At 69.1% G+C, this 19,954-nt stretch carries 18 protein-coding genes; 6 read left to right on the plus strand and 12 right to left on the minus strand.

From position 1 onward, the window contains the following. Window positions 1–41: 41 nt before the first annotated feature. The 4 genes from WAE60_RS21085 to WAE60_RS21100 form a co-directional block, all read right to left on the minus strand. Window positions 42–1,439 (minus strand): NAD(P)-binding domain-containing protein, encoded by a 1,398-nt coding sequence (locus tag WAE60_RS21085; RefSeq protein ID WP_337688519.1) that lies wholly within the window; start codon window positions 1,437–1,439, stop codon window positions 42–44. 108 nt (window positions 1,440–1,547) lie between these two features. Next, a complete protein-coding gene (locus WAE60_RS21090) occupies window positions 1,548–1,865 on the minus strand; it encodes a hypothetical protein (RefSeq protein WP_029912021.1) in 318 nt (105 codons plus the stop codon). Window positions 1,866–1,925: 60 nt separating this feature from the next. Continuing rightward, window positions 1,926–2,453, minus strand: a complete 528-nt coding sequence (locus tag WAE60_RS21095; protein ID WP_337688521.1) for a hypothetical protein — start codon at window positions 2,451–2,453, stop codon at window positions 1,926–1,928. Between the two features lie 73 nt (window positions 2,454–2,526). Further along, window positions 2,527–3,420 (minus strand): LysR family transcriptional regulator, encoded by an 894-nt coding sequence (locus WAE60_RS21100; protein ID WP_337688523.1) that lies wholly within the window; start codon window positions 3,418–3,420, stop codon window positions 2,527–2,529. A gap of 89 nt (window positions 3,421–3,509) precedes the next feature. Between WAE60_RS21100 and WAE60_RS21105 the strand changes: the two genes are divergently transcribed. After that, window positions 3,510–4,499 (plus strand): NAD-dependent epimerase/dehydratase family protein, encoded by a 990-nt coding sequence (locus WAE60_RS21105; RefSeq protein WP_337688525.1) that lies wholly within the window; start codon window positions 3,510–3,512, stop codon window positions 4,497–4,499. A gap of 90 nt (window positions 4,500–4,589) precedes the next feature. On the opposite strand, the gene WAE60_RS21110 is transcribed toward WAE60_RS21105, so the two are convergent. From WAE60_RS21110 to WAE60_RS21130, 5 genes are all read right to left on the minus strand, one after another. Next, window positions 4,590–5,339 carry a DUF72 domain-containing protein gene (locus tag WAE60_RS21110; RefSeq protein WP_337688527.1) on the minus strand — a complete coding sequence of 250 codons (750 nt, stop codon included), beginning with the start codon at window positions 5,337–5,339 and terminating at the stop codon, window positions 4,590–4,592. A gap of 76 nt (window positions 5,340–5,415) precedes the next feature. Then, the gene (locus WAE60_RS21115) at window positions 5,416–5,718 is read right to left on the minus strand and encodes a hypothetical protein (RefSeq protein ID WP_337688529.1); all 303 of its coding nucleotides are present in this window, start codon (window positions 5,716–5,718) and stop codon (window positions 5,416–5,418) included. A gap of 181 nt (window positions 5,719–5,899) precedes the next feature. After that, a complete protein-coding gene (locus WAE60_RS21120) occupies window positions 5,900–7,288 on the minus strand; it encodes an L-serine ammonia-lyase (RefSeq protein ID WP_337688531.1) in 1,389 nt (462 codons plus the stop codon). A gap of 181 nt (window positions 7,289–7,469) precedes the next feature. Beyond that, the gene (locus tag WAE60_RS21125; RefSeq protein WP_337688534.1) at window positions 7,470–9,125 is read right to left on the minus strand and encodes a M28 family metallopeptidase; all 1,656 of its coding nucleotides are present in this window, start codon (window positions 9,123–9,125) and stop codon (window positions 7,470–7,472) included. A 155-nt stretch (window positions 9,126–9,280) separates the two neighbouring features. Then, window positions 9,281–10,258: a threonine/serine dehydratase gene (locus tag WAE60_RS21130; RefSeq protein WP_337688536.1), complete on the minus strand. Its 978-nt coding sequence runs from the start codon at window positions 10,256–10,258 to the stop codon at window positions 9,281–9,283. A gap of 98 nt (window positions 10,259–10,356) precedes the next feature. Here WAE60_RS21130 and WAE60_RS21135 point away from each other — a divergent pair, with 98 nt between their 5' ends. From WAE60_RS21135 to WAE60_RS21150, 4 genes are all read left to right on the plus strand, one after another. Continuing rightward, window positions 10,357–10,965: an acyloxyacyl hydrolase gene (locus WAE60_RS21135; protein WP_337688538.1), complete on the plus strand. Its 609-nt coding sequence runs from the start codon at window positions 10,357–10,359 to the stop codon at window positions 10,963–10,965. Window positions 10,966–11,086: 121 nt separating this feature from the next. Then, window positions 11,087–12,373 carry an adenylosuccinate synthase gene (locus tag WAE60_RS21140; protein WP_337688540.1) on the plus strand — a complete coding sequence of 429 codons (1,287 nt, stop codon included), beginning with the start codon at window positions 11,087–11,089 and terminating at the stop codon, window positions 12,371–12,373. 215 nt (window positions 12,374–12,588) lie between these two features. Then, window positions 12,589–13,713: a hypothetical protein gene (locus WAE60_RS21145; RefSeq protein ID WP_337688541.1), complete on the plus strand. Its 1,125-nt coding sequence runs from the start codon at window positions 12,589–12,591 to the stop codon at window positions 13,711–13,713. 96 nt (window positions 13,714–13,809) lie between these two features. Next, a complete protein-coding gene (locus WAE60_RS21150; RefSeq protein WP_337688543.1) occupies window positions 13,810–14,607 on the plus strand; it encodes a response regulator in 798 nt (265 codons plus the stop codon). 83 nt (window positions 14,608–14,690) lie between these two features. On the opposite strand, the gene WAE60_RS21155 is transcribed toward WAE60_RS21150, so the two are convergent. Next, complete coding sequence (locus WAE60_RS21155) at window positions 14,691–16,988, minus strand: TonB-dependent receptor (protein WP_337688545.1); 2,298 nt, start codon at window positions 16,986–16,988, stop codon at window positions 14,691–14,693. A 208-nt stretch (window positions 16,989–17,196) separates the two neighbouring features. Between WAE60_RS21155 and WAE60_RS21160 the strand changes: the two genes are divergently transcribed. After that, window positions 17,197–18,201, plus strand: coding sequence for a phytase (locus WAE60_RS21160; protein WP_337688547.1), 1,005 nt, complete (start codon window positions 17,197–17,199; stop codon window positions 18,199–18,201). Here WAE60_RS21160 and WAE60_RS21165 read toward each other — a convergent pair. Both WAE60_RS21165 and rpoH read right to left on the minus strand, forming a co-directional pair. Then, window positions 18,198–18,911, minus strand: a complete 714-nt coding sequence (locus tag WAE60_RS21165) for an alpha/beta hydrolase (protein ID WP_337688549.1) — start codon at window positions 18,909–18,911, stop codon at window positions 18,198–18,200. The two genes, WAE60_RS21160 and WAE60_RS21165, sit on opposite strands and share 4 nt — an antisense overlap. A gap of 60 nt (window positions 18,912–18,971) precedes the next feature. Next, window positions 18,972–19,859 carry an RNA polymerase sigma factor RpoH gene (rpoH, locus tag WAE60_RS21170; RefSeq protein ID WP_029912055.1) on the minus strand — a complete coding sequence of 296 codons (888 nt, stop codon included), beginning with the start codon at window positions 19,857–19,859 and terminating at the stop codon, window positions 18,972–18,974. Between the last annotated feature and the right edge of the window lie 95 nt (window positions 19,860–19,954).

Consider the following 19,954-nt stretch of genomic DNA (forward strand, 5'->3'; position numbering starts at 1 on the left):
TCGTGGCGAGGCCCAGATGACGCCCCGTCATGATCTCAGCCTCATTCCGCCGCCAGTGGCAAGGATTCCGACGCGCGCGCCGGGACCGGCAGGACGCCGCCGGCCGACCGGGCCCGTTTCTCGCCGGCCGCGATCTCCTTCTTGAGGTCGGCGCAGTAGACCCCGAAGTCGACCTGGATCGTGTGGCGGGCCGAGGCGTAGTACTGGCCGGTGTGGCGCTCCTCGTCCTTGGCTGTGATGCGCTCCATCTCGGCCTTCGGCGGCGGGGCGTAGCGGCCGGTCAGGTACTCGGCCACCAGCTTGGACTGCTGCTCGGCGAAATTGACCAGGGTCGGCAGGGCCTGGGCCAGGCCCATGTAGAAGAGGTCGGGCACGCCCGGCTTCATCATCCGCTTGAACAGCGGCAGCTTGTGATCCGCGTCGGGGACCAGGGCCGGATCGGCCAGGAACGGGAAGCTGATCTTGTAGCCGGTGGCGAACAGGATGACGTCCACGGGCTCGACGCTGTCGTCGGCGAACCGCACGTTGCGGCCCTCCAGCGCCTTGATCGCCGGCTTGAAGGTGATGTCGCCGCAGCCGGCCCGGGTCAGGAACTCGCCGCTGACCGAGGGGTGGGCCTCCAGCGGCTCGTGGTCGGGCTTGGGCAGGCCGTAGTCCTCCATCCGGCCCACGTGCTTGCGGATCAGCGAGCGGACGATCTTCAGGCCCAGCTTGCGCGGCATCCACGGCGGCATGGCCGATTTATCGGACGGCTTGCCGTTCAGGTATTTCGGGAACACCCACACCCCGCGCCGGGCCGAGACGATCAGCTTGCCGGCGATCGGGCGCTGGGCCAGCTCGCTGGCGATATCCATGGCCGAATTGCCCATGCCCACCACCACGACGGTCTTGCCGCGCATGTCGACCGGGTCGAACGGGTCGCTGTAGGCGTGGGCGTGGAAGGCGGGGCCGTCGAAGCTGCCCGGATACTCCGGGACGCGCGGGTCCCAGTGGTGGCCGTTGGCGACGATCAGCACGTCGTAGAGGCGGGTCTCGCCGGTCGACAGGGCCACCGACCACAGGCCGGCCTGGGTGCGTTCGGCGCGCAGCACCTTGGTGTTGAAGGTGATCGTCTCGCGCAGGCCGAAATGGGCCACGTAGTCCTTGAAGTACTGGAAGACCTGGCTGTGGTGGGGGAAGTCGGGCCAGTCGGCCGGGACCGGGAAGTCCTCGAAGGCCAGCCGCCATTTGCTGGTGTCGATGTGCAGGCTCTCGTAGCAGGCCGACAGACCGTTGGGGTTCTTGTAGTACCAGTTGCCGCCGATGTCGTCGGAGGCCTCGAAGCAGTCGTAGGGGACGCCGGCGTCCTTCAGCCGCTTGGCGGTGGTGAAGCCGCTGCAGCCCGCGCCGATGATGCAGACCTTCGGAAGCCGCCCCGGGGTCGCTCTTTGGCCGCCCATGGCGGGCCTCCCTGACTTATCGTTGTTCAGGTGAGCGTATCAGCGTTATGCGAGGCGTCAAACTGCCTCTAGGTCAGCGAGCGGGTTTGGCTCAGCCGCCCCAAGACGCTAGTTGGCGGCGCGCGGCGAGTAGGTGGCCGTGCAGCGCGACTTGCACTGCATCCACTGGGTGGGACAGCCGTCGTCGTCGCTATTGGCGCGGCAGAAGAAGTAGGTGCGGCTACAGGCCGACCGGCACTGATCCGGATCGCGGCCCTGGGACGCGCCGGTCAGCGGGATCAGCGGCGGCGGCAGGGCCGGGCTGTCGCCCTGGGCCGGAGCGGCCTCCGAGGTCTGGGCGACCACGCGCGTCGGCCTGGCGGTCTGGGCCGTGGCCGACCCGGTCAGGGCGGCGGCGATCAGCAGGAGGGCGAGGACGCGGCGCATGCCGCGGGTTCTAGCGCGCCGGTGTTGAGGTTCGGTTAACCATGTTTTCCATCGACGTCCTTAGGGGACCGGGCACGCCGCGCGCGTCGCCTGGTAGCCGGCGAAGGCCTGGATCTTGTCGCCCTCGCGGGCGGTGATCGTCCATGCCAGCTTGTCGCCCGTCAGGGTCCAGCGGTTCAGGAAGCTGGAGGGCGGATAGCTGTAGGAGAGCTCGAATCCGTCCTCGCGGACCGCGCCGGCGCCGGTGGCCGTGTAGTCGCCGCCGAAGCTGTCGGCCCAGTAGCCGGTCAGGGTCGCGGGGAACGCGCCCTTGGGCGCCTTGGCGCCGATCACCAGGTGGGCGGCGTAGCGGTCGGCGGGATCGGCCTTCGCCTGGCTGCGGGTCTCGATCACGAACAGCGCGCCCAGGGCGGCCGGCCTGGCCGACAGCTCCAGCGTCACCGGCTTGCCCATCACCTCGCCCGTTCCGCGCCAGCAGCCCTCCAGCGCCTTGACCTGGGCGGGCAGGGGCGCCGACGGCGCGTCCTGGGCCGCGGCCGTTCCGGCCGCCAAGACGGCCGATACGGCCAGAGCGCTCGCAATCCTCATCCTCATCCCCCGACGTCGAAGCTCCGGCTTAGTGGCCCGACTCGGCGGTCGGCTTCCAGTCCGTGATCCACGCTCACGGCTGCGACGTCGCCAGGAAGGCGGCCAGGCCCTCGGCCAGGTGGTCGAACAGGGCGCGCATGCGTGGGGTGGCGCGCAGGTCCTCGTGCATGACCAGCCAGACCTCCAGGCGGAAGCCGATCTGGCCGGGGCACACGGGGACCAGGGCCGGATCGCGGCGGGCGATGCCGTGCTGGATGAAACCCACCCCGCAGCCGGCGCGGATGGCGGCCAGCTGGGCCAGGTCGTTGTCGGCCCGCAGGGTGAAGTCGTCGCGGCTGATGGGCAGGCGCTGCATCAGGCCGCGCAGGAACGGCGTTTCGCGGTCGAAGCCGACCAGGGCGTGGCCCTTCAGGTCGTGGACGGTGGCGGGGACGCCCTCGGCCTCGAGATAGCGACGGTGGGCGTAGAGGCCCAGATGGGTGTCGGCCAGGCGGCGGGCGACCAGGGCGTCCTGGGTGGGGCGGACCATGCGCACGGCGATGTCGGCCGCGCCGCGCAGCAGATCCTGCTGCTGGTTGTCCAGCGACAGCTCGACGGCGACGCCCGGATGCCTGGGCCGAAAGTCGGCCAGGATCGGCGGCAGGGCCTCGGCGCCGATGATCTCGCTGGCGGTGACGCGGACCACGCCGCGCCCCGTGTCGCCGGCCCCCGACGCCGCGCGCACCAGGGCGCCGGCCGCCGTGGCCATGGCCTGGGCGTGGGACTGGAGGTCCAGCGCCGCGTCGGTGGGCTTCAGGCCCTGGGGCGAGCGGGTGAACAGGGCCACGCCCAGGCCGCGCTCCAGCTCGGCGACCTGGCGGCCCAGGGTCGGCTGGGTCAGGCCCAGGGCCCGGGCGGCGGCCGACAGGCTGCCCTCGGTCATCACCGCCAGGAAGGCGCGGTACAGGCTCCAATCGGGATCGCTCATGCATTTATGCATGGCAGATCAAGAGTGTTCGTCAATTCTCGTTTGGATCGCCGCGAGCGATCTTCCGGCTGCCAGAACGGGAGACGGACATGAATTCCAACAAGCACTGCATCGCCCTGGTGGTCGGCGCGGCCGGCGGCATCGGGGGCGAGGTCGCCGCCGCCCTGGCCCGTCGCGGCTGGACCGTGCGCGGTCTGACCCGCCGTCCCATGCCCGCCCGACCGGGGCTGGAGTGGGCAGCCGGCGACGCCATGGTCGCCGCCGACGTGGCCCGCGCTGCCCAAGGCGCACGCCTGATCGTCCACGCCGCCAACCCGCCCGGCTATCGCAACTGGGGCAAGCTGGTGCTGCCGATGCTGGACAACACGATCGCCGCGGCCAAGGCCGAGGGGGCGCGTATCCTGCTGCCGGGCACGGTCTACAATTTCGGCCTGGAGACCTTCCCCCTGGTCGACGAGACCGCCCCGCAGGCCCCGACCACCCGCAAGGGCAGGATCCGGGTCGAGATGGAGCGGCGGCTGAAGGCGGCGTCGGCCGACGGGACGCCGGTGCTGATCGTCCGGGCCGGCGACTTCTTCGGACCCCACGCCGGCAACAACTGGTTCGGGCAGATGGTGATCAAGCCGGGCCGGCCGGTGACGTCGGTGACCGAGCCGGCGACCCGGGGTGTCGCCCACGCCTGGGCCTATCTGCCCGACCTGGCCGAGACCATGGTCCGCATCCTGGACCGCTCCGAACGCCTGGGGGCGTTCGAGGTGTTCCACTTCGGCGGCCACCTGCTGGGCTGGGGCGAGATGGCGGCGTCGGTGCGGCGGGCGACCGGCCGGCCGAAGCTGCCGGTGATGGGCTTCCCGTGGTGGCTGGTTACGGCCCTGTCGCCGGTCGTGCCGCTGTTCCGCGAGATGGCCGAGATGCGCTACCTGTGGCGCGAGCCGCTGGTGCTGGACGACCGCAAGCTCCGCGCGTTCCTGGGCGAGGTCCCGCACACGCCGCTGGACGCGGCGGTCGGGGCCAGCCTGCGGGCGCTGGGTTGCCTGGAAGGTCCAGCGGAGATCGTGGGCGAGCCGGTGAGAGCGTAGCGCGAAGGTGGGGACACACACTCACGGTGAAGCCTTGCCAGGTTGGCCGAGGCCGTTGGGTGAGTGTGTGTCCCCCGTTCCGGGCTCGGCCTATTTCAGCTTCTCGATCAGCGCCATGGCCGCGTGCGGGTTGCGCACCTTCGCCCCGGCGATGAAGTAGGCGAAGACGTCGCCGCGCTGGGCCCAGCCCTGGGTCTGCTGGGCGATGGCGTCCAGCTCGTCCGAGCTCATGCCCGTCGGCTCGTCGGCCTTGCTGGACATCAGGCGGGCGTAGGTGAAGTCGGCGGTCGGCTCGTCGATGCAGGGCCAGGTCGGCTCCTCGTCGTCGACGGCGTAGACGATGGCCGCGCCGTACTTGGCGGCCAGGTCGTAGAATTCCTGGCAGGCGAAGGTCGGGCTGCGGACCTCCAGGGCGTGGCGCGCCGGCCGGCCGCCGATCTCCTTGGGCAGCAGCTTCAGGAAGCCCTCGAAGTCGACCGGATCGAACTTCTTGGTGGCCATGAACTGCCAGTTGATGGGGCCGAGCTTGGGGCCCAACTCCTCCAGCCCCTGGGACAGGAACTTCGTCATGGAGTCGTTGTTCTCGGACAGCACCCGGCGGTTGGTGCAGAACCGGCTGGCCTTGACCGAGAACACGAAATCGTCCGGCGTCTCGTCGCGCCACTTCTGCCAGCTGTTGGGCTTGAAGGTGGAATAGTAGGTGCCGTTGATCTCGATGCTGGTCAGCTTGGACGAGGCGTATTTCAGCTCGTCCTTCTGCTTGAGATCGTCGGGATAGAAGGTCCCCCGCCAGGGCTCGAACGTCCAGCCGCCGATGCCGGTGCGAATGATGCCGGACATGAGTGTTCCCTTCCTGTTCTCGCGGCGCACCCTAGGCGAGGCGGGCGAGAACAGGCAAGCGGGAAAACGCGGGTCGCTAGCGGCGGACCTGCAGTTCCTGCACCTCGGCGCGGCCGCTGCGCTTGTCGAACACGCAGGTGGCTTTGCCGCGCGCGCCCTTCATGTGCTTGGGCCTGTAGACGCCTTCGAGGCTGGAGACGGTCACCGACTGGAAGGTGTCGCCATAGGCGGTGACGCGGACGTTGCGCAGCTCCTGGGCGGCGGCGATGCAGGCCTTGTCGGAGCGGACGCGCAGGTCGTTCCACGAGCCGGGCGTCGAGGCCTGGGCGGCGGAGGCGGCGAGGGTGATCAGGGCGGCGGTGGTCAGGGCGAGGCGCATGAGGAGCTCCGACGGTGGGAATGGTGAGGCTTAACGGTCGGATGTGACGTGCGGTTGCCGACTTGCCCCCACCTGGCGGCTTCGCCGCCTGTCCGCCCCCATTGGGGGCGGAGCCTTCTCGCTTAGGCTCTTCCCCCTCTGGGGGAAGACGATCGCGAAGCGATCCGTAGGGGGCAAGTGGTCAACACTCCACCCGGTTGACCGACAGCCCCACCGCCAGCCCGCCCAGCGAGGTCTCCTTGTAGATCTCGTTCATGTCCTCGCCGGTGCGCTTCATCGTGGCGATCACCTTGTCGAGCGACACCGAGTGCTGGCCGTCGCCCAGCAGCGCCAGCCTCGCCGCGTCGATGGCCTTGATGGCGCCCATGGCGTTGCGCTCGATGCAGGGGATCTGGACCAGGCCGCCGATCGGGTCGCAGGTCAGGCCGAGGTTGTGCTCCATGCCGATCTCGGCGGCGTTCTCGATCTGGTCGTTGGTCCCGCCCAGGGCGGCGCAGAGCCCGGCCGCCGCCATGGAGCAGGCCACGCCCACCTCGCCTTGGCAGCCCACCTCGGCCCCGCTGATCGAGGCGTTGCGCTTGTAGAGCGCGCCGATCGCCGCCGCCGTCAGCAGGAACACCCGCACCCCCTGCGGCGTGCCGTTGTGGAAGCGGTGGTAGAAGCGCAGCACCGCCGGGATCAGGCCGGCCGCGCCGTTGGTCGGGGCGGTGACCACCCGGCCGCCGGCCGCGTTCTCCTCGTTGACGGCCATGGCCCACAGGTTGACGAAGTCCATGGCCGCCAGCGGGTCGCTGATCTGGCGCTCCAGGCGGCCCTGGATCGTCTGGTGGATCTGGCGGGCCCGGCGCTTGACCGTCAGGCCGCCCGGCAGGGTCCCGGTCTCGCGCATGCCGCGCTCGATGCAGGCCTCCATGGCCTGGAAGATGCGGTCCAGGCCCGCGTCCAGCTGGTCCTGGTCCATCCGCGCCAATTCGTTGGCGCCCATGACCCCGGCGATCGACAGGCCCGCGTCGGCGGCCCGCTGCAGCAGGTCGGCGCCGCTCTCGAACGGGTGCGGGATTTCGGGACCCGGCTCGGGCGGGGTGTTGCGGCCCATCTCGCTCTCGTCGCGCACGAAGCCGCCGCCGATCGAGAAATAGGTGCGCTCGGCCAGCACGACGCCAGCGGCGTCGAAAGCCGTAAAGGCAAGCCCGTTCGGATGCTGGGGCAGGCGCTCGTGGCCCGCCCAGACGATGTCGCGCGCCTCGTCGAAGACGATCGGATGGTCGCCGCCCAGGTTCAGGGACTGGCTGGCCCTGGCCTCCAGAAGCGCGGCCTCGCCCGCGTCGGGATCGAGCTCGGCCGGCACGAAGCCCATCAGGCCCAGGATCACCGCCCGATCGGTGGCGTGGCCCCGCCCGGTCAGGGCCAGGGAGGCGTAGAGCCGCGTCTCGACCCGGGCGACGGACGCCAGCGTGCCGGCGTCGCGCAGCCGCCCGACGAACAGGCCGGCGGCCGTCATCGGCCCCATGGTGTGGCTGCTCGACGGGCCGACGCCCAGCTTGAACAGGTCGAAGACGGAGGCTGTCATTTGGATACCTCGCCCGTCACGGAGGGCGGCGGGCGCTCTTGGATACGCTCGAAAACGGTTGTCATCCCGGAAGCCCCGCGGGGGGCTGTCCGGGACCCAGGGGACTGGGCGAATGCGGTGCGGCCGCCCCTGGGTCCCGGACAAGCGCTCCGCCCTTTCCGGGATGACAACGGTAGGATGGTTACTTCCGGTCGGCCTTGGTCGTGTCGCGCAGCGCCTTGAACTCGGACCCCGCCTGCCATTCCGGCCAGGTCTTGGAATTGGCCAGGTCCGCGCCGACCTCGTAGAACAGGCCGATGTCCTGGGCCTGGCCGCTGAGGTCCCAGTCCGCCGACCATTCGTCGGCCGGCTGGTGGTAGCGGTTGGCGGTGTAGTCCTCTTCCGCCTTCTGGCCGGCTTCCTTGCCGCCCTGGACCAGGTCCTCGCCCGAGCCGACCGAGATGGCCGGCACGCCGCGCTTGGCGAACGGGAAGTGGTCCGAGCGGTAGAAGTGGCCGGCCTGGGGCGACGGGTCGGGCGTGAAGTAGCGGCCGCGGGCCTTGGCCTTGGCCACCAGCAGGTCCTGCAGGTCGACCTTGCCGTCGCCCGAGGTGGTGATGTCCTTGGCCGGACCGGCCGCCGACAGGGCGTCGATGTTCAGGTCGGCCACGGTCTTGGACAGCGGGTACAGCGGATTGGCCGCGTAGTACTCCGAGCCCAGCAGGCCGCGCTCCTCGGCGGTGACGGCCAGGAACAGGATCGAGCGCTGCGGGGCCGGCTGGCTCTTGAAGGCGCGGGCCAGCTCCAGGATGGCGGCGATCCCGTCGGCGTTGTCGATCGCGCCGTTGTAGATCTTGTCGCCCTTGGCGTCCGGCTGGCCGACGCCCAGGTGGTCCCAGTGGGCGCTGTAGATGATCGTCTCGTCGGGACGGGCCGAGCCCTTGATCCGGCCGGCGACGTTCTTGGACGTGATCACCGCGTGGTCGACCGCGTAGCTGGCCGAGAAGGTCGCGCCCTTCAGCTCCACCGGCTTGAAGTCGCGGCCCTGGGCCTGCTTCTTCAGGGCGTCGAAGTCGAGGCCCGCGGCCTTGAACAGGTCGACGGCCACGTCGCGCTGGATCCAGGACTCGAGCGGCGGGTGGCTCTTGGTCGGGTCCTTGCGGACGATGTCGAACATCGTGTTGGTGTTGGAGTTCTTGACCGTGGCCCAGCCGTACGAGGCGGGGGCGCTTTCGTGGACGATCAGCACGCCGGCCGCGCCCTGGCGGGCGGCCTCCTCGAACTTGTAGGTCCAGCGGCCGTAATAGGTCATGGCCTTGCCGCCGAAGTCGCCGGAACCCGTTTCGAAGTCGGGATCGTTGATCAGCACCACCAGGACCTTGCCCTTCAGGTCCAGGCCCTTGAAGTCGTCCCAGTTGCGCTCGGGCGCCCTGACCCCGTAGCCGACGAAGACGATCGGGGCGTCCTTGAGGGCGACGCTGTCGACATTGGTCATGGCCGCGCGGATGGCGATCTGCTCGCCCTGGGCCAGGGGGACGGCCTTGCCGCCGACGGTGAACTGGGCGCTGACCGGACCCTTGATGTCGAACTTGGCCAGGGGCACGTCCTGGGTCCAGGCGCGGGCGCCGTCCTTGCCGACGTCGCCGGCCGGCTCCAGGCCGATGGCCTTCATCTGGCCCACGATGTAGTCGACCGACTTGGTCTCGCCCGCCGTGGCCGGGCCGCGGCCCTCGAATTCGTCGGACGACAGCACCTTGATGTGGGCCGACAGCTTGGCGGGGTCGATCTTCGGCGCATCCGCCGCGTGCGCGAGCATGGGAACGGCGATCAGGGCGGTCGCGAGCAGCAGGCGTTTCATCGGGTCTCTCTTTTGGAGCAGATCTTGGTCGTTGGCGCGGACCCTAGCCTTAGCTGCGGCGAACGGGAAGCTCCGACGGGGACATGCACTTGTGCGTGGCCCCAGGTCTCGCGCCGCATCTGTTGGGGACACGCGGCGAGCGCATGTCCCCGGCCCTAGATCTCCCCGTTCAGCACCCGCGCATACAGCGCCGGATCGACGTTGCCGCCAGAGCAGACGATGGCCGCCGTCTGGCCCTTCAGGTCGATCTTGCCGGTCAGGGCCGCGGTCAGGGCCACGCAGCCGCCGGGCTCGACCACCAGCTTCAGCACCGAGAAGGCGTAGCGCATCGCCTCGGCGACCTCGGCGTCGGTGACCGCCACGATCCCGCTGAGGGTCCTGCTGTTGATCGCCCAGGTCAGCTCGCCCGGGATCGGGGTCAGCAGGGCGTCGCAGAAGGAGCGGGCGTCGGGGTCGATGGTCTCGCGCTCGCCGCTTTCCAGCGAGCGGCGGGTCTCGTCGAAGCCGGCGGGCTCGGCGCCCCAGACCTGGGTGGAGGGCGACAGGGCCTTCACGGCCGTGGAGACGCCGCCGATCAGGCCGCCGCCGCCGACGGGGCTGAGCACCTTGTCCAGCGTCAGGCCCAGGGCCCGGGCCTGCTCGACGATCTCCAGCCCCACCGTGCCCTGGCCGGCGATGATGTGCGGGTCATCGTAGGACGGCACCACCACGCAGCCGCGCTCGGCGGCGATCTGGTCGGCGATGGCGACGCGATCCTCGGTGAAGCGGTCGTAGAAGCGGATCTCGGCCCCGAAGCCGCGCGTGCCCTCGACCTTCACGGCCGGCGAGTCGGACGGCATGACGATCAGGGCCGGACAGCCCAGCAGCTGGGCCGCCAGGGCCACGCCCTGGGCGTGGTTGCCCGACGAGAAGGCGACCACCCCGCGCCTGCGTTCCGCGTCGGTCAGCTGGGACAGCCGGTTGTAGGCGCCGCGGAACTTGAAGGCCCCGGCCCGCTGCAGGGTCTCGGGCTTGATCAGCACCCGCCCGCCCAGGCGTTCGTTCAGCGCCGGGCTCTCGATCAGGGGCGTGCGGACGGCCTGGCCTTCGAGGCGGGCGGCGGCGGCTTGGATGTCGGGCAGGGCGATGCTCATGCAGGAACCTCTATCGCTCCCCAAGCGCCGCCGAAACCCTTTGCGAGCGGCGCCGTTCAGGAGGTAAGAGGACACTCGAAATCGCTGGGGAGCCTTCCGTGAAGAAAGCCTTGTTCGCCGCCGCGGCCTGCGCCGCCGTGGCCGTCGCCGCGCCCGCCTTCGCCGGGGAAGTTTTCGTCGGCGCCTACAAGCACGACGTCACCTTCGTGGGGAACGCCGTCGGCCTGGGCGCCGCGGGCCGCGAGGACGGCGTCGACATCCACCTGGGCTACCGCACCGACAAGATCGAGAGCCTGCGCTTCCTGGGCAAGCCGCAGGTCCACGCGATGATCTCGATCAACAGCGAGAACACCTCCAACTTCGTGGCCGCCGGCTTCGACTGGCATATCGAGCTGGGCAAGCCGGGCGGCTTCTACCTGCGTCCGGGCATGGGCCTGGCCTATACCGACGGCGAGACCGGCCTGCCGCCCGTCAACGAGCCCGGCCTGACCCAGGCCGAGATCGACCGCCGCCTGAAGCTCTACAACACCCGCATCGACTTCGGGTCGAAGGTGCTGTTCGAGCCGGAACTGGCCCTGGGCTATCAGTTCAACGACCGCTGGTCGGGCGAGCTCAGCTACGTCCACCTGTCGAACGGCCAGATCTTCCACCAGGGCAAGAACCAGGGGCTTGACGACGCCGGGGTCCGGCTGGTCTACAAGTTCTGAACCGGGCGGCCCGCTTTTTCAGCAGGGCCGTCACGCCGATCACAAGAGATGAAACGTCCGCCGCCGAGTCCTGTCGAAGGGCCGCGGGCGCCTTTCGGCAGGTGATAAGGCATATCTGAACATGGCCAACGTGACCGTTGTCGGCGCCCAGTGGGGCGACGAGGGCAAGGGCAAGATCGTCGACTGGCTGTCGAACCGGGCGGACGTCGTCGTCCGCTTCCAGGGCGGCCACAACGCCGGCCACACCCTGGTGGTCGACGGCAAGGTCTACAAGCTGGCGCTGCTGCCGTCGGGCGTGGTGCAAGGCAAGACCTCGGTCATCGGCAACGGCGTGGTGGTCGATCCCTGGCACCTGCTGACCGAGATCGGCAAGATCGTCGACCAGGGCGTGGACATCACGCCCGACCTGCTGGTCCTGGCCGACAACGCCTGCCTGATCCTGCCGCTGCACCGCGACCTGGACCAGGCGCGCGAGGCCGCCTCGACCCAGAAGATCGGCACCACCGGCCGCGGCATCGGTCCGGCCTACGAGGACAAGGTCGGCCGCCGCGCCATCCGCGTCGCCGACCTGGCCGACCCGGAAGCGCTGAAGCCGAAGATCGAGCGCCTGCTCAGCCACCACGGCGCCCTGCGCCGGGGCCTGGGCCTGCCCGAGGCCGACGGCCAGGCGCTGTTCGACCAGCTGATGGAGATCGCGCCGAAGATCCTCGGCTACGCCCAGCCGGCCTGGCGCCTGCTGGACCAGGCCCACAAGGCCGGCAAGCGCATCCTGTTCGAGGGCGCGCAAGGCGCCCTGCTGGACGTCGACCACGGCACCTATCCGTTCGTCACCTCGTCCAACACTGTCGCCGGCCAGGCCGCCGCCGGTTCGGGCATGGGCCCCAAGGGGCCGGGCTATGTGCTGGGCATCGTCAAGGCCTACACCACGCGGGTGGGCGAAGGTCCGTTCGCCTGCGAGCTGGACGACGAGGTCGGAAAGCACCTGTCGACCGTGGGCCGCGAGGTCGGCGTCAACACCGGCCGTCCGCGTCGCTGCGGCTGGTTCGACGCGGTGCTGGTGCGCCAATCTGTCGCCATCAACGGCATCGACGGCATCGCCCTGACCAAGCTGGACGTGCTGGACGGCCTGAAGACCCTGAAGATCTGCGTCGGCTACAAGATCGGCGACAAGGTCGTCGACTACCTGCCGGCCGGCATGCGCGACCAGGCCGCGGCCGTGCCGATCTACGAGGAGATGGAAGGCTGGAGCGAAAGCACCGCCGGCGCCCGCTCGTTCAAGGACCTCAACGCCAACGCCATCAAGTACGTGCGCCGCGTCGAGGAACTGATCGGCGCCCCGGTGGCCCTGCTGTCGACCAGCCCCGAGCGGGACGACACCATCCTGATGCGCGATCCGTTCCAGGGCTGATCGCCCAACCTTTTCGACGGTCCAGTTACGATTGCTTAGCAGGCCAGGCCTTATGACGGCGGCTTCCACAGCGCGTGGCAGCCGAAAGTGTGAGCGGTTTCGGCGCCGGCCACGCGCTGCACTTTTGATTTAGAGCCTTTAGACGCCTCACATTATCCATGTGAGGCTAAAGGCTCTAAGGAGGTTCGCCGTCATTGGCCGTCGCGCGTCGTTTAATGAAGTCCGCCAACAAGGCGGATCGGCTGACGCGCAGCCTGCGGGCGCTTGACCGCGAGGCGTCGACCAGCCGCGTCCTGAACCTGCTGGCCATCGAGAGCCGCAGCGGCCACCGGCCGGAGCACGCCGAAGCGCCGCTGTTCCGCAACCGCATCCTCAACACCGCCCTGGTGGTCAAGCACCGCCTGCGGACCGACGACATCTTCCTGTTCGACGAAGTCCGGCCGAACGCCACCAAGATCATCATCCCGTTCGAGCGCAGCGACCTGGGCCTGGGCGGCCAGTCGTTCTTCGTGGGCCAGCGCGGCTGGGTGGACCTGCTGCGCGAGGCCTGCAACGAGCACACCGACATGGCGCGCGACGTCGCGACCCTGCGCCTGATCGACAAGCTCCCCTCGCTGGACCCGTTCCTGCTGCGCGAGCACCTGCGCCGCCACGGCCTGTCGGTGTCGTCGGCCTATTTCTCGCTCTCCAGCGCCGACATGGAGCAGATGCACAGCTTCGTGTCGGTGCAGATCTCGCACCTGATCAACCTGGCCTACCGCGACACCGGCCGGGTCACGCCGGGCGCCCACGCCGCCCGCCTGGTCGAGGCCCTGCTGTCGACCCATGTCGATGAGCGGCTGGAGCCGCTGCGCGAAACCCTGGTCATGGACGGCGAGAGCTTCAAGGAAGGCGTCTTCAGCTGGAAGGGCTTCCTCTACTACAAGTGGATGCTGACCCGGCTGTGGACCGAGCTGGAGACGGTGAGCGGGGAGATCGCCCGCCTGACCATCACCGGCAACCGCGACGCCGAGACCCAGCGTTTCCTCGACGACGTCCGCAAGCGTCTGCGCCAGGGCATACTGGCCGAGCGCAAGGCGATCATGCGGGCGCTGGACGTCTACGACCGGGCCTTCGACGACCTGATCGACAACGGCAAGCCCAACGCGTTCCGCGAATTCCTGCTGCGCGCGCCGGACATGTTCCTGTCGCTGGGCGAGAAGGTCGGGGCGATCGCCCACATCGCCAGCTTCTGGCGATATCGCTTCCCGGCCGGCATGCCCCTGGTTGCCGACATCGACGACGCGATCGATTTGCTGCAAGATTTCGACGCCAGTCTCAGCGTCAGCCTGGCGGCCTAGCCGGGGACGTTCTGTCGCAATAGGCGGCTATCAAGCGGATTTTTACCATCGACCGCCTAGTGTGCGGTCGAAATACCTTTGGAGCTTCCGGGACTCGTGTTCGACGGCAACATCCGCACCTTGCAGCGTATCGCGGCGAAGATGCAGCGCGTGCTGATCGTCGACCCGAACACCGCCGCCGTGCGCCTGCTCGCCGACCAGCTGCGCCACGTCGGCCATATCCAGATCTTCCACGCCGCCAGCATCGAGGCCGGTTGGGGCATGGCCCGCACCGTCGACCCCATGCTGATCTTCGTCGAGCACGCCTCCAGCGGCTGCGACGGCCTGGCCCTGGCCAAGAAGATCCGCCGCAGCGACCTGGCCTGCCGCGAGAACCCGATCATCATGTGCACCGCCGAGGCGACGGCCGAGGCGATCTTCGGGGCCCGCGACGCGGGCATCCACGAGTTCATGCGCAAGCCCTTCACGATCAAGGACCTGGAGCGCCGGCTCGAGGCGGTGGCGCTGAAGCCCCGCGACTGGGTCGAGGCCGTGCAGTACGTCGGACCCGACCGCCGCCGCTTCAACTCGGCCGAATATACCGGGCCGCGCAAGCGCAAGGCCGACGCCAGCGGCACGCCCGCGGCGCGCCTGTCCCAGGCCCTGCGCATCGTCAAGTCGGCCGCCTCGGCCCTGGACACCGATCCGGCCCAGGCCCGCCGCGCCCTGGCCGCCCAGGCGGTCGAGCTGAAGAAGGTCGGGGAAGCGGTCAGGGACGACCGCCTCGTCCAGGCCGCCGCCGCCCTGGAGACCGTCACGGCGGGCGGCATGGGCCGGGCCGAGCTGCTCAAGCGCATCGACGGCCTGATGGGCTTCCTGGTCGAGGACGACAAGGGCGGCCGCGGCGCGGCCTGACGTCTTAGACGAAGCCGGAATCGACACGAAAAAGGGCGGCGTCCGAGGACGCCGCCCTTCGTCGTTCCGAACCAGGCCGCCGCCTAGAAGGCCAGGCGGGCGATCAGCTGGAACACCGGACCGGCGTTCTCGCGCTCGATCTCGTACTCGTCGAAATTCCGGTCCTTCTGGTCCTCGATGGTGGTGAACTTGTTGAAGGTCTCCTTCTTCTCGCCGTCCAGCAGGTTGGAGGCGGTCAGGCGGATCGTCAGGTCCTTGCCGATGCGCTTTTCGAGGAAGATCTCCAGGTCGCCGTCATAGGTGGTGGTCACTTCCTCGCCCACGACGCGGCTGTAGGCCTCGCCCTGCTTGCGGTAGGTGGCCCCGAACGCCGCGCCCCAGGTCGGCAGGTCCTGGATGAAGCCGATGTTGAACACGTAGTCCGACTGGCTGTTGAACTTGCGCGAGCCGAACTCGTCGTTCACGTCGCTGTCCAGCCAGGAGTAGTTCAGGAAGACGCCGGTGTTCTTCAGGCCGATCGCCGTCAGCGGCGTCGACAGGTCGAACTCCACGCCCCAGACCTTGCCGTCGCCGGTGTTGCGGGCCGAGTAGACGAAGGTGCCGGGACCCTCGTCGCCTTCCGCGCCGGTGTTGGTGAGCTCGATCAGGTCCTTGACCTTGCGGTAGAAGACATTGACCCCGACCACGCCCTGCTTGCCCATCCGGCGCTCGTAGCCGGCGTCCAGGCCCCAGGCGCTTTCCGGCTTCAGTTCCGGATTGCCGATGAAGTCGTTGTCGCCCAGCTCGGCGGTCAGCAGGGCCGGCGACAGGTAGTCGAAGCTGGGGCGGCGGATGGTGCGGGCGCCCGACACGTAGATCTGGTCGTCGGCGGTCACGTTGTAGCGGACCGAGGCGGACGGCAGCAGGAACTTGTAGTCGACGTCCGTGGTGGACGGGATCGTGCGGTCCTGCAGGGTGACGTCGGTGGTCTCGTAGCGCAGGCCCGCTTCCCACTTCAGGGCGCCCGATTTGCCGTCCAGCATCACGTAGGGGTCGATCCGGGTCTGCTCGAACGAGGCGTCGCCGCCGTCGATCACCGCATAAGGGCCGAAGGCCGGCGGATTGTTGGTCGGCAGGTTGTAGCGGTTGCGCGGGACCTCGGTGACCAGCAGGTCGCGCTGCTTCTTCTCGTACTGGACGCCGAACTGCAGGGTCACGCCCTCGGAGAGGTCGCGCTTGTGCTCGAGCTTGGCGGAGAACTCGGTGTCCTCCAGGTCGGTCTTGGACTTGTCGCGGGTGATGCGGTCGCCGTCCGGATAGGGGGTGGCGTCGCGCAGGTACTCGGTCTCGTCCTCGAACTCGGCTTCCTTGTCCTTGAACGAGGCGTAGCCCAGCTTCAGGCTGGTCGTGCCGCCGGCCATCTCGTGGCTGTACTTGCCGTTGATCGCGTAGCTGTCCTGCTCGATGTCGACGTCGTTGTCGTTCAGGGTCGAGAGGTTGGCGTTGTTGCGGATGTCCTTGTTGTACTCGATCGAGTCTTCGTTCTGGTACCGGTCGGTGTGGACGAAGAAGCCGCTCAGGTCGAAGTCGCCGCCGGCCAGGGGGGTCTGGTAGCTGGCGTTGAACGAGTAGTCCGTGCCGTTGCGCACGTCCGTCTGGACTTCGCTGTTGTTGATCGCCGCGCCCGGCTCGTCGTAGCGCAGGCTGAGCTTGTTCTTCGGGTTGCGGCGGCCCTGCATGTTGGCGCCGATCAGCAGGCGGCCGGGGCCGACTTGACCGCCCCAAACGCCGCCGAGGGTCTCGCGGATGCGGCCGTCATCGAACATCAGGGCGCCGGCGCGCACGAAGCCGCCGTCCAGGGCGTAGGCGTCGCGCAGCACGATGTTCAGCGCGCCGGCCACGGCGTCGCCGCTGCGGTTGGCCGAGGCGCTGCGGACGATCTCGATCCGCTCGATCAGCTCGGCCGGGATGCGGTCGACGAAGAAGGCCGAGTCTGCGCCCGAGCCGAACGCGCCCGAACCGGAGCCGGCGCCGGGCACCTTCTCCCCGTTGATCAGGATCTGGGTGTAGGCCGGGTCGAGGCCGCGCAGGCGCACGCCGTCCGACTCCAGGACGTCCGACAGGAAGGCGACGCTGGGCACGCGCTTCAGCGCGTCGCCGGCGGTCAGGGGCTCGAAGCGCTGGAAGTAGTCCAGGCCGTAGTCGAGGACCGGAGCGGCCTGGTCGGTGCGGTTGCGGTAGGCGATCTGGGCCTGCACGACCAGTTCCGAGGCGGTGGCCGGGGCATCGGCGGCGGTGGCGACCGGCGCGTCGGCGTCGGCCTCAGCGGCCCAGGCGGCGATCGGCGCGGCGGCCAGGACCAGCGGCGCGAGCGCGGCCAGGGCGAACAGCTTGGTCTTCATACGTGATTTCCCCCATCGTCGGCGAGCTCCTGTTGACGGAGCCGGTCGCACGTGATTTCACGCGGCGGGGCATAAATTCGCCATCATCTTGGGGGCAGTGATGTTTAGTCGACAGTTTTGTTTCAATTTTGCGACAGCGCTGGGAATTTCTCTCCTTCTGGCGGGTTGCAAGCCCGTCGACCCGGAGGCGAAGTCGGACTCCGGCAAGATGCTGGTGGGGGTGGGAACGCCCGTTCCGGCGGCCGGCGAGACCCAATCCGTGGCCACCCAGCGCGCCGACGCGGCCGACGATCCGGAGATCTGGGTCGATCCGCGCGATCCCTCGCGGGGCGTCATCTTCGGCACCGACAAGCAGGCTGGTCTGTACACGTACGACCTGACCGGCGCGGTCACCGGCTTCATCCCCGACGGCAAGCTCAACAATGTCGACCTGCGTGGCGGATTGGCCACGGCGAAGGGCGAGCGCGTGCTGATCGCGGCCAGCGACCGCGGACGAATCGGCGCGGCGCTCTACCTGATGGATCCCGCCACCCTGAAGGTCGAGCCCTGGGGCCTGGCGCCGCTCGACCTGGCCGAGCCGTACGGCCTGTGCATGGGCCGACGGGGCGACAGCTTCATCGTCATCGTCGACGGCACGGACGGCCAGGTGCGGCAGCTCCGCGTCGCCGTGGGTCCCGACGGCAAGCCGGCGGCCACCGAGGAGCAGCGCTTCGCGGTCGGCAGCCAGACCGAGGGCTGCGTCGTCGATGACGCCAAGGGCGTGCTCTATATCGGCGAGGAGGCCAAGGGGATCTGGCGCTACGACCTGGACCCCGCCAAGCACGCCGGCCGCACCCTGGTGGCCGCGGCGCCGTCCGACATGCTCAAGCCGGACGTCGAGGGCCTGACCCTGCTGCGCGAGGGCGCCAAGACCTGGCTGATCGCCTCCAGCCAGGGCGACAGCGCCTTCGGCGTGTGGCGCGTGGACGGCGCGCAGCCGATCTATGCCGGCCGCTTCTCGGTGGTGGCCGCCAAGGGCGTCGACGGGGTGACCGGCACGGACGGCGTGGCGGCGATGGGCGGCGTGGTCGGCGCCTATCCCGAAGGCCTGGTGGTCATGCAGGACGATGTCGACGTCGAGGGCGAAACGCCGTCGACCGACCGCGAGCGGCAGAACTTCAAGCTGGTGGACTGGCGGGCGGTGAAGGCGGCGCTGAAGCTGGAACGCTTCTAGCGCGCCAGCCAGCGACGCAGGGCGGCGTTGACGGCCTCCGGGGCCTCCATCGGCGTCATGTGTCCGGCGTTGGGGATGATCACCATGTGCGTGCAGCCGATGGCGTGGGCCATCTCGTGCTGGCCGGCCAGCGGGGTGATCGCGTCGTGTTCGCCGCAGATGATGACGACCGGGCAGCGCAGGGCCCGCAGCGCCGCTTCGCCGTCCTCGCGGGGCAGGGCGTTCTGGCGCAGGAAGACGTCGCGGCCCAGCCGCTGGGTCATGGCCTGGATCCGGCCGGTCAGGTCCTTGTCCGAAAGGCGCGAGGGATCGACATAGGCCGCCATCAACCGGTCGGCGATGCCCAGGAAGGCGCCGGGACGGCGGGCTGCGGCGTTGGTCGCCTGGCGCTGGGCGGCCCGCTCGGGCGTGTCGACGCGGATTGCGGTGTCGATCAGGGCCAGGCGCTCGATGCGCTCGGGCGCGATCCGGGCGATCTCCTGGGCCACGTAGCCGCCCATCGAGAAGCCGGCCAGGGCGAAGGTCGGTTCGGCGATCACCAGCACCTGCTCGGCCAGCTCGCGCAGGCTCTCGCCCCGCGTCAGGTCGGCGACCCGGCAGCGGGCGACGTCGGCCAGGCCGGAGATCTGGTCGCGCCACAGCTCGGCGTCGTTCAACAGGCCGGGCAGCAGGATCAGCTGGGGAAGGGCCAAGGCGGCGGTATCCGTCATTGAAAAACGCCCCGGACCTTTCGATCCGGGGCGCTCCAGTCTTGGAAAGGTCTAAGGCTTTTAGGCCTCGACCATGTTCTTGGCGATGGCGGCTTCGCGCATCGACTTCTGCAGCTTCTCGAACGCGCGGACCTCGATCTGGCGGACCCGTTCGCGGCTGACGCCGTATTGCGAGGCCAGGTCTTCCAGGGTGGTCGGGTCGTCCTTCAGGCGGCGCTCGGTGAGGATGTGCCGCTCGCGGTCGGTCAGCTCGACCATCGCCTCTTCCAGAAGGGACATCCGCAGCGACTTCTCCTCGTTCTCGGCGACGACGGTCTCTTGCGACACCTGGTCGTCGTCGGCCAGCCAGTCCTGCCACTCGCTTTCGCCGTCGGCGCGCAGCGGCGCGTTCAGCGAGGCGTCGGGGCCCGACAGGCGGCGGTTCATCGAGATGACCTCGCTGTCCAGCACGCCCAGCTTGGTGGCGATGGCGCTGACCTGCTCGGGGCGCAGATCGCCGTCCTCGAAGGCGCTGATCTGGCTCTTGGCCTTGCGCAGGTTGAAGAACAGCTTCTTCTGCGCGGCGGTCGTGCCCATCTTCACCAGCGACCACGAGCGCAGGATATACTCCTGGATCGAGGCCCGGATCCACCACATGGCGTAGGTGGCCAGGCGGAAGCCCTTGTCGGGCTCGAACTTCTTGACGGCCTGCATCAGGCCTACGTTGCCCTCGGAGATCACCTCGCCGATCGGCAGGCCGTAGCCGCGATAGCCCATGGCGATCTTGGCGACGAGACGCAGGTGGCTGGTGACCATCTTGTGGGCGGCTTCGCTGTCCTGATGCTCTTTCCAGCGTTGGGCGAGCATGAACTCCTCGTCCTTGGCCAGCATCGGGAACTTGCGGATTTCGGTGAGGTAACGCGACAGGCCGCCGTCCGGCGACATCACCGATAGAGAATTCACGGCCATGGAAAACTATCCCCTTGGTGCGGATCCGCCCGTCGTTTCGCGCGCCATCACCCCCACCAGAATGGGTCAGATAGGGAGGCGTTGCGGCGAAGTTA

Source organism: Caulobacter sp. CCG-8, assembly GCF_037402475.1.
Taxonomy (GTDB): domain Bacteria; phylum Pseudomonadota; class Alphaproteobacteria; order Caulobacterales; family Caulobacteraceae; genus Caulobacter.

Excerpts from the sequence above, each read along its gene's own strand:
- WAE60_RS21130 (WP_337688536.1), bottom strand. The coding sequence starts at position 10,258 with ATGAGCATCGCCCTGCCCGACATCCAAGCCGCCGCCGCCCGCCTCGAA.
- WAE60_RS21125 (WP_337688534.1), bottom strand. The coding sequence starts at position 9,125 with ATGAAACGCCTGCTGCTCGCGACCGCCCTGATCGCCGTTCCCATGCTC.
- WAE60_RS21105 (WP_337688525.1), top strand. The coding sequence starts at position 3,510 with ATGAATTCCAACAAGCACTGCATCGCCCTGGTGGTCGGCGCGGCCGGC.
- WAE60_RS21120 (WP_337688531.1), bottom strand. The coding sequence starts at position 7,288 with ATGACAGCCTCCGTCTTCGACCTGTTCAAGCTGGGCGTCGGCCCGTCG.
- WAE60_RS21155 (WP_337688545.1), bottom strand. The coding sequence starts at position 16,988 with ATGAAGACCAAGCTGTTCGCCCTGGCCGCGCTCGCGCCGCTGGTCCTG.
- WAE60_RS21145 (WP_337688541.1), top strand. The coding sequence starts at position 12,589 with ATGAAGTCCGCCAACAAGGCGGATCGGCTGACGCGCAGCCTGCGGGCG.
- WAE60_RS21095 (WP_337688521.1), bottom strand. The coding sequence starts at position 2,453 with ATGAGGATTGCGAGCGCTCTGGCCGTATCGGCCGTCTTGGCGGCCGGA.
- rpoH (WP_029912055.1), bottom strand. The coding sequence starts at position 19,859 with ATGGCCGTGAATTCTCTATCGGTGATGTCGCCGGACGGCGGCCTGTCG.
- WAE60_RS21160 (WP_337688547.1), top strand. The coding sequence starts at position 17,197 with ATGCTGGTGGGGGTGGGAACGCCCGTTCCGGCGGCCGGCGAGACCCAA.
- WAE60_RS21085 (WP_337688519.1), bottom strand. The coding sequence starts at position 1,439 with ATGGGCGGCCAAAGAGCGACCCCGGGGCGGCTTCCGAAGGTCTGCATC.
- WAE60_RS21165 (WP_337688549.1), bottom strand. The coding sequence starts at position 18,911 with ATGACGGATACCGCCGCCTTGGCCCTTCCCCAGCTGATCCTGCTGCCC.
- WAE60_RS21110 (WP_337688527.1), bottom strand. The coding sequence starts at position 5,339 with ATGTCCGGCATCATTCGCACCGGCATCGGCGGCTGGACGTTCGAGCCC.
- WAE60_RS21100 (WP_337688523.1), bottom strand. The coding sequence starts at position 3,420 with ATGAGCGATCCCGATTGGAGCCTGTACCGCGCCTTCCTGGCGGTGATG.
- WAE60_RS21090 (WP_029912021.1), bottom strand. The coding sequence starts at position 1,865 with ATGCGCCGCGTCCTCGCCCTCCTGCTGATCGCCGCCGCCCTGACCGGG.
- WAE60_RS21140 (WP_337688540.1), top strand. The coding sequence starts at position 11,087 with ATGGCCAACGTGACCGTTGTCGGCGCCCAGTGGGGCGACGAGGGCAAG.
- WAE60_RS21115 (WP_337688529.1), bottom strand. The coding sequence starts at position 5,718 with ATGCGCCTCGCCCTGACCACCGCCGCCCTGATCACCCTCGCCGCCTCC.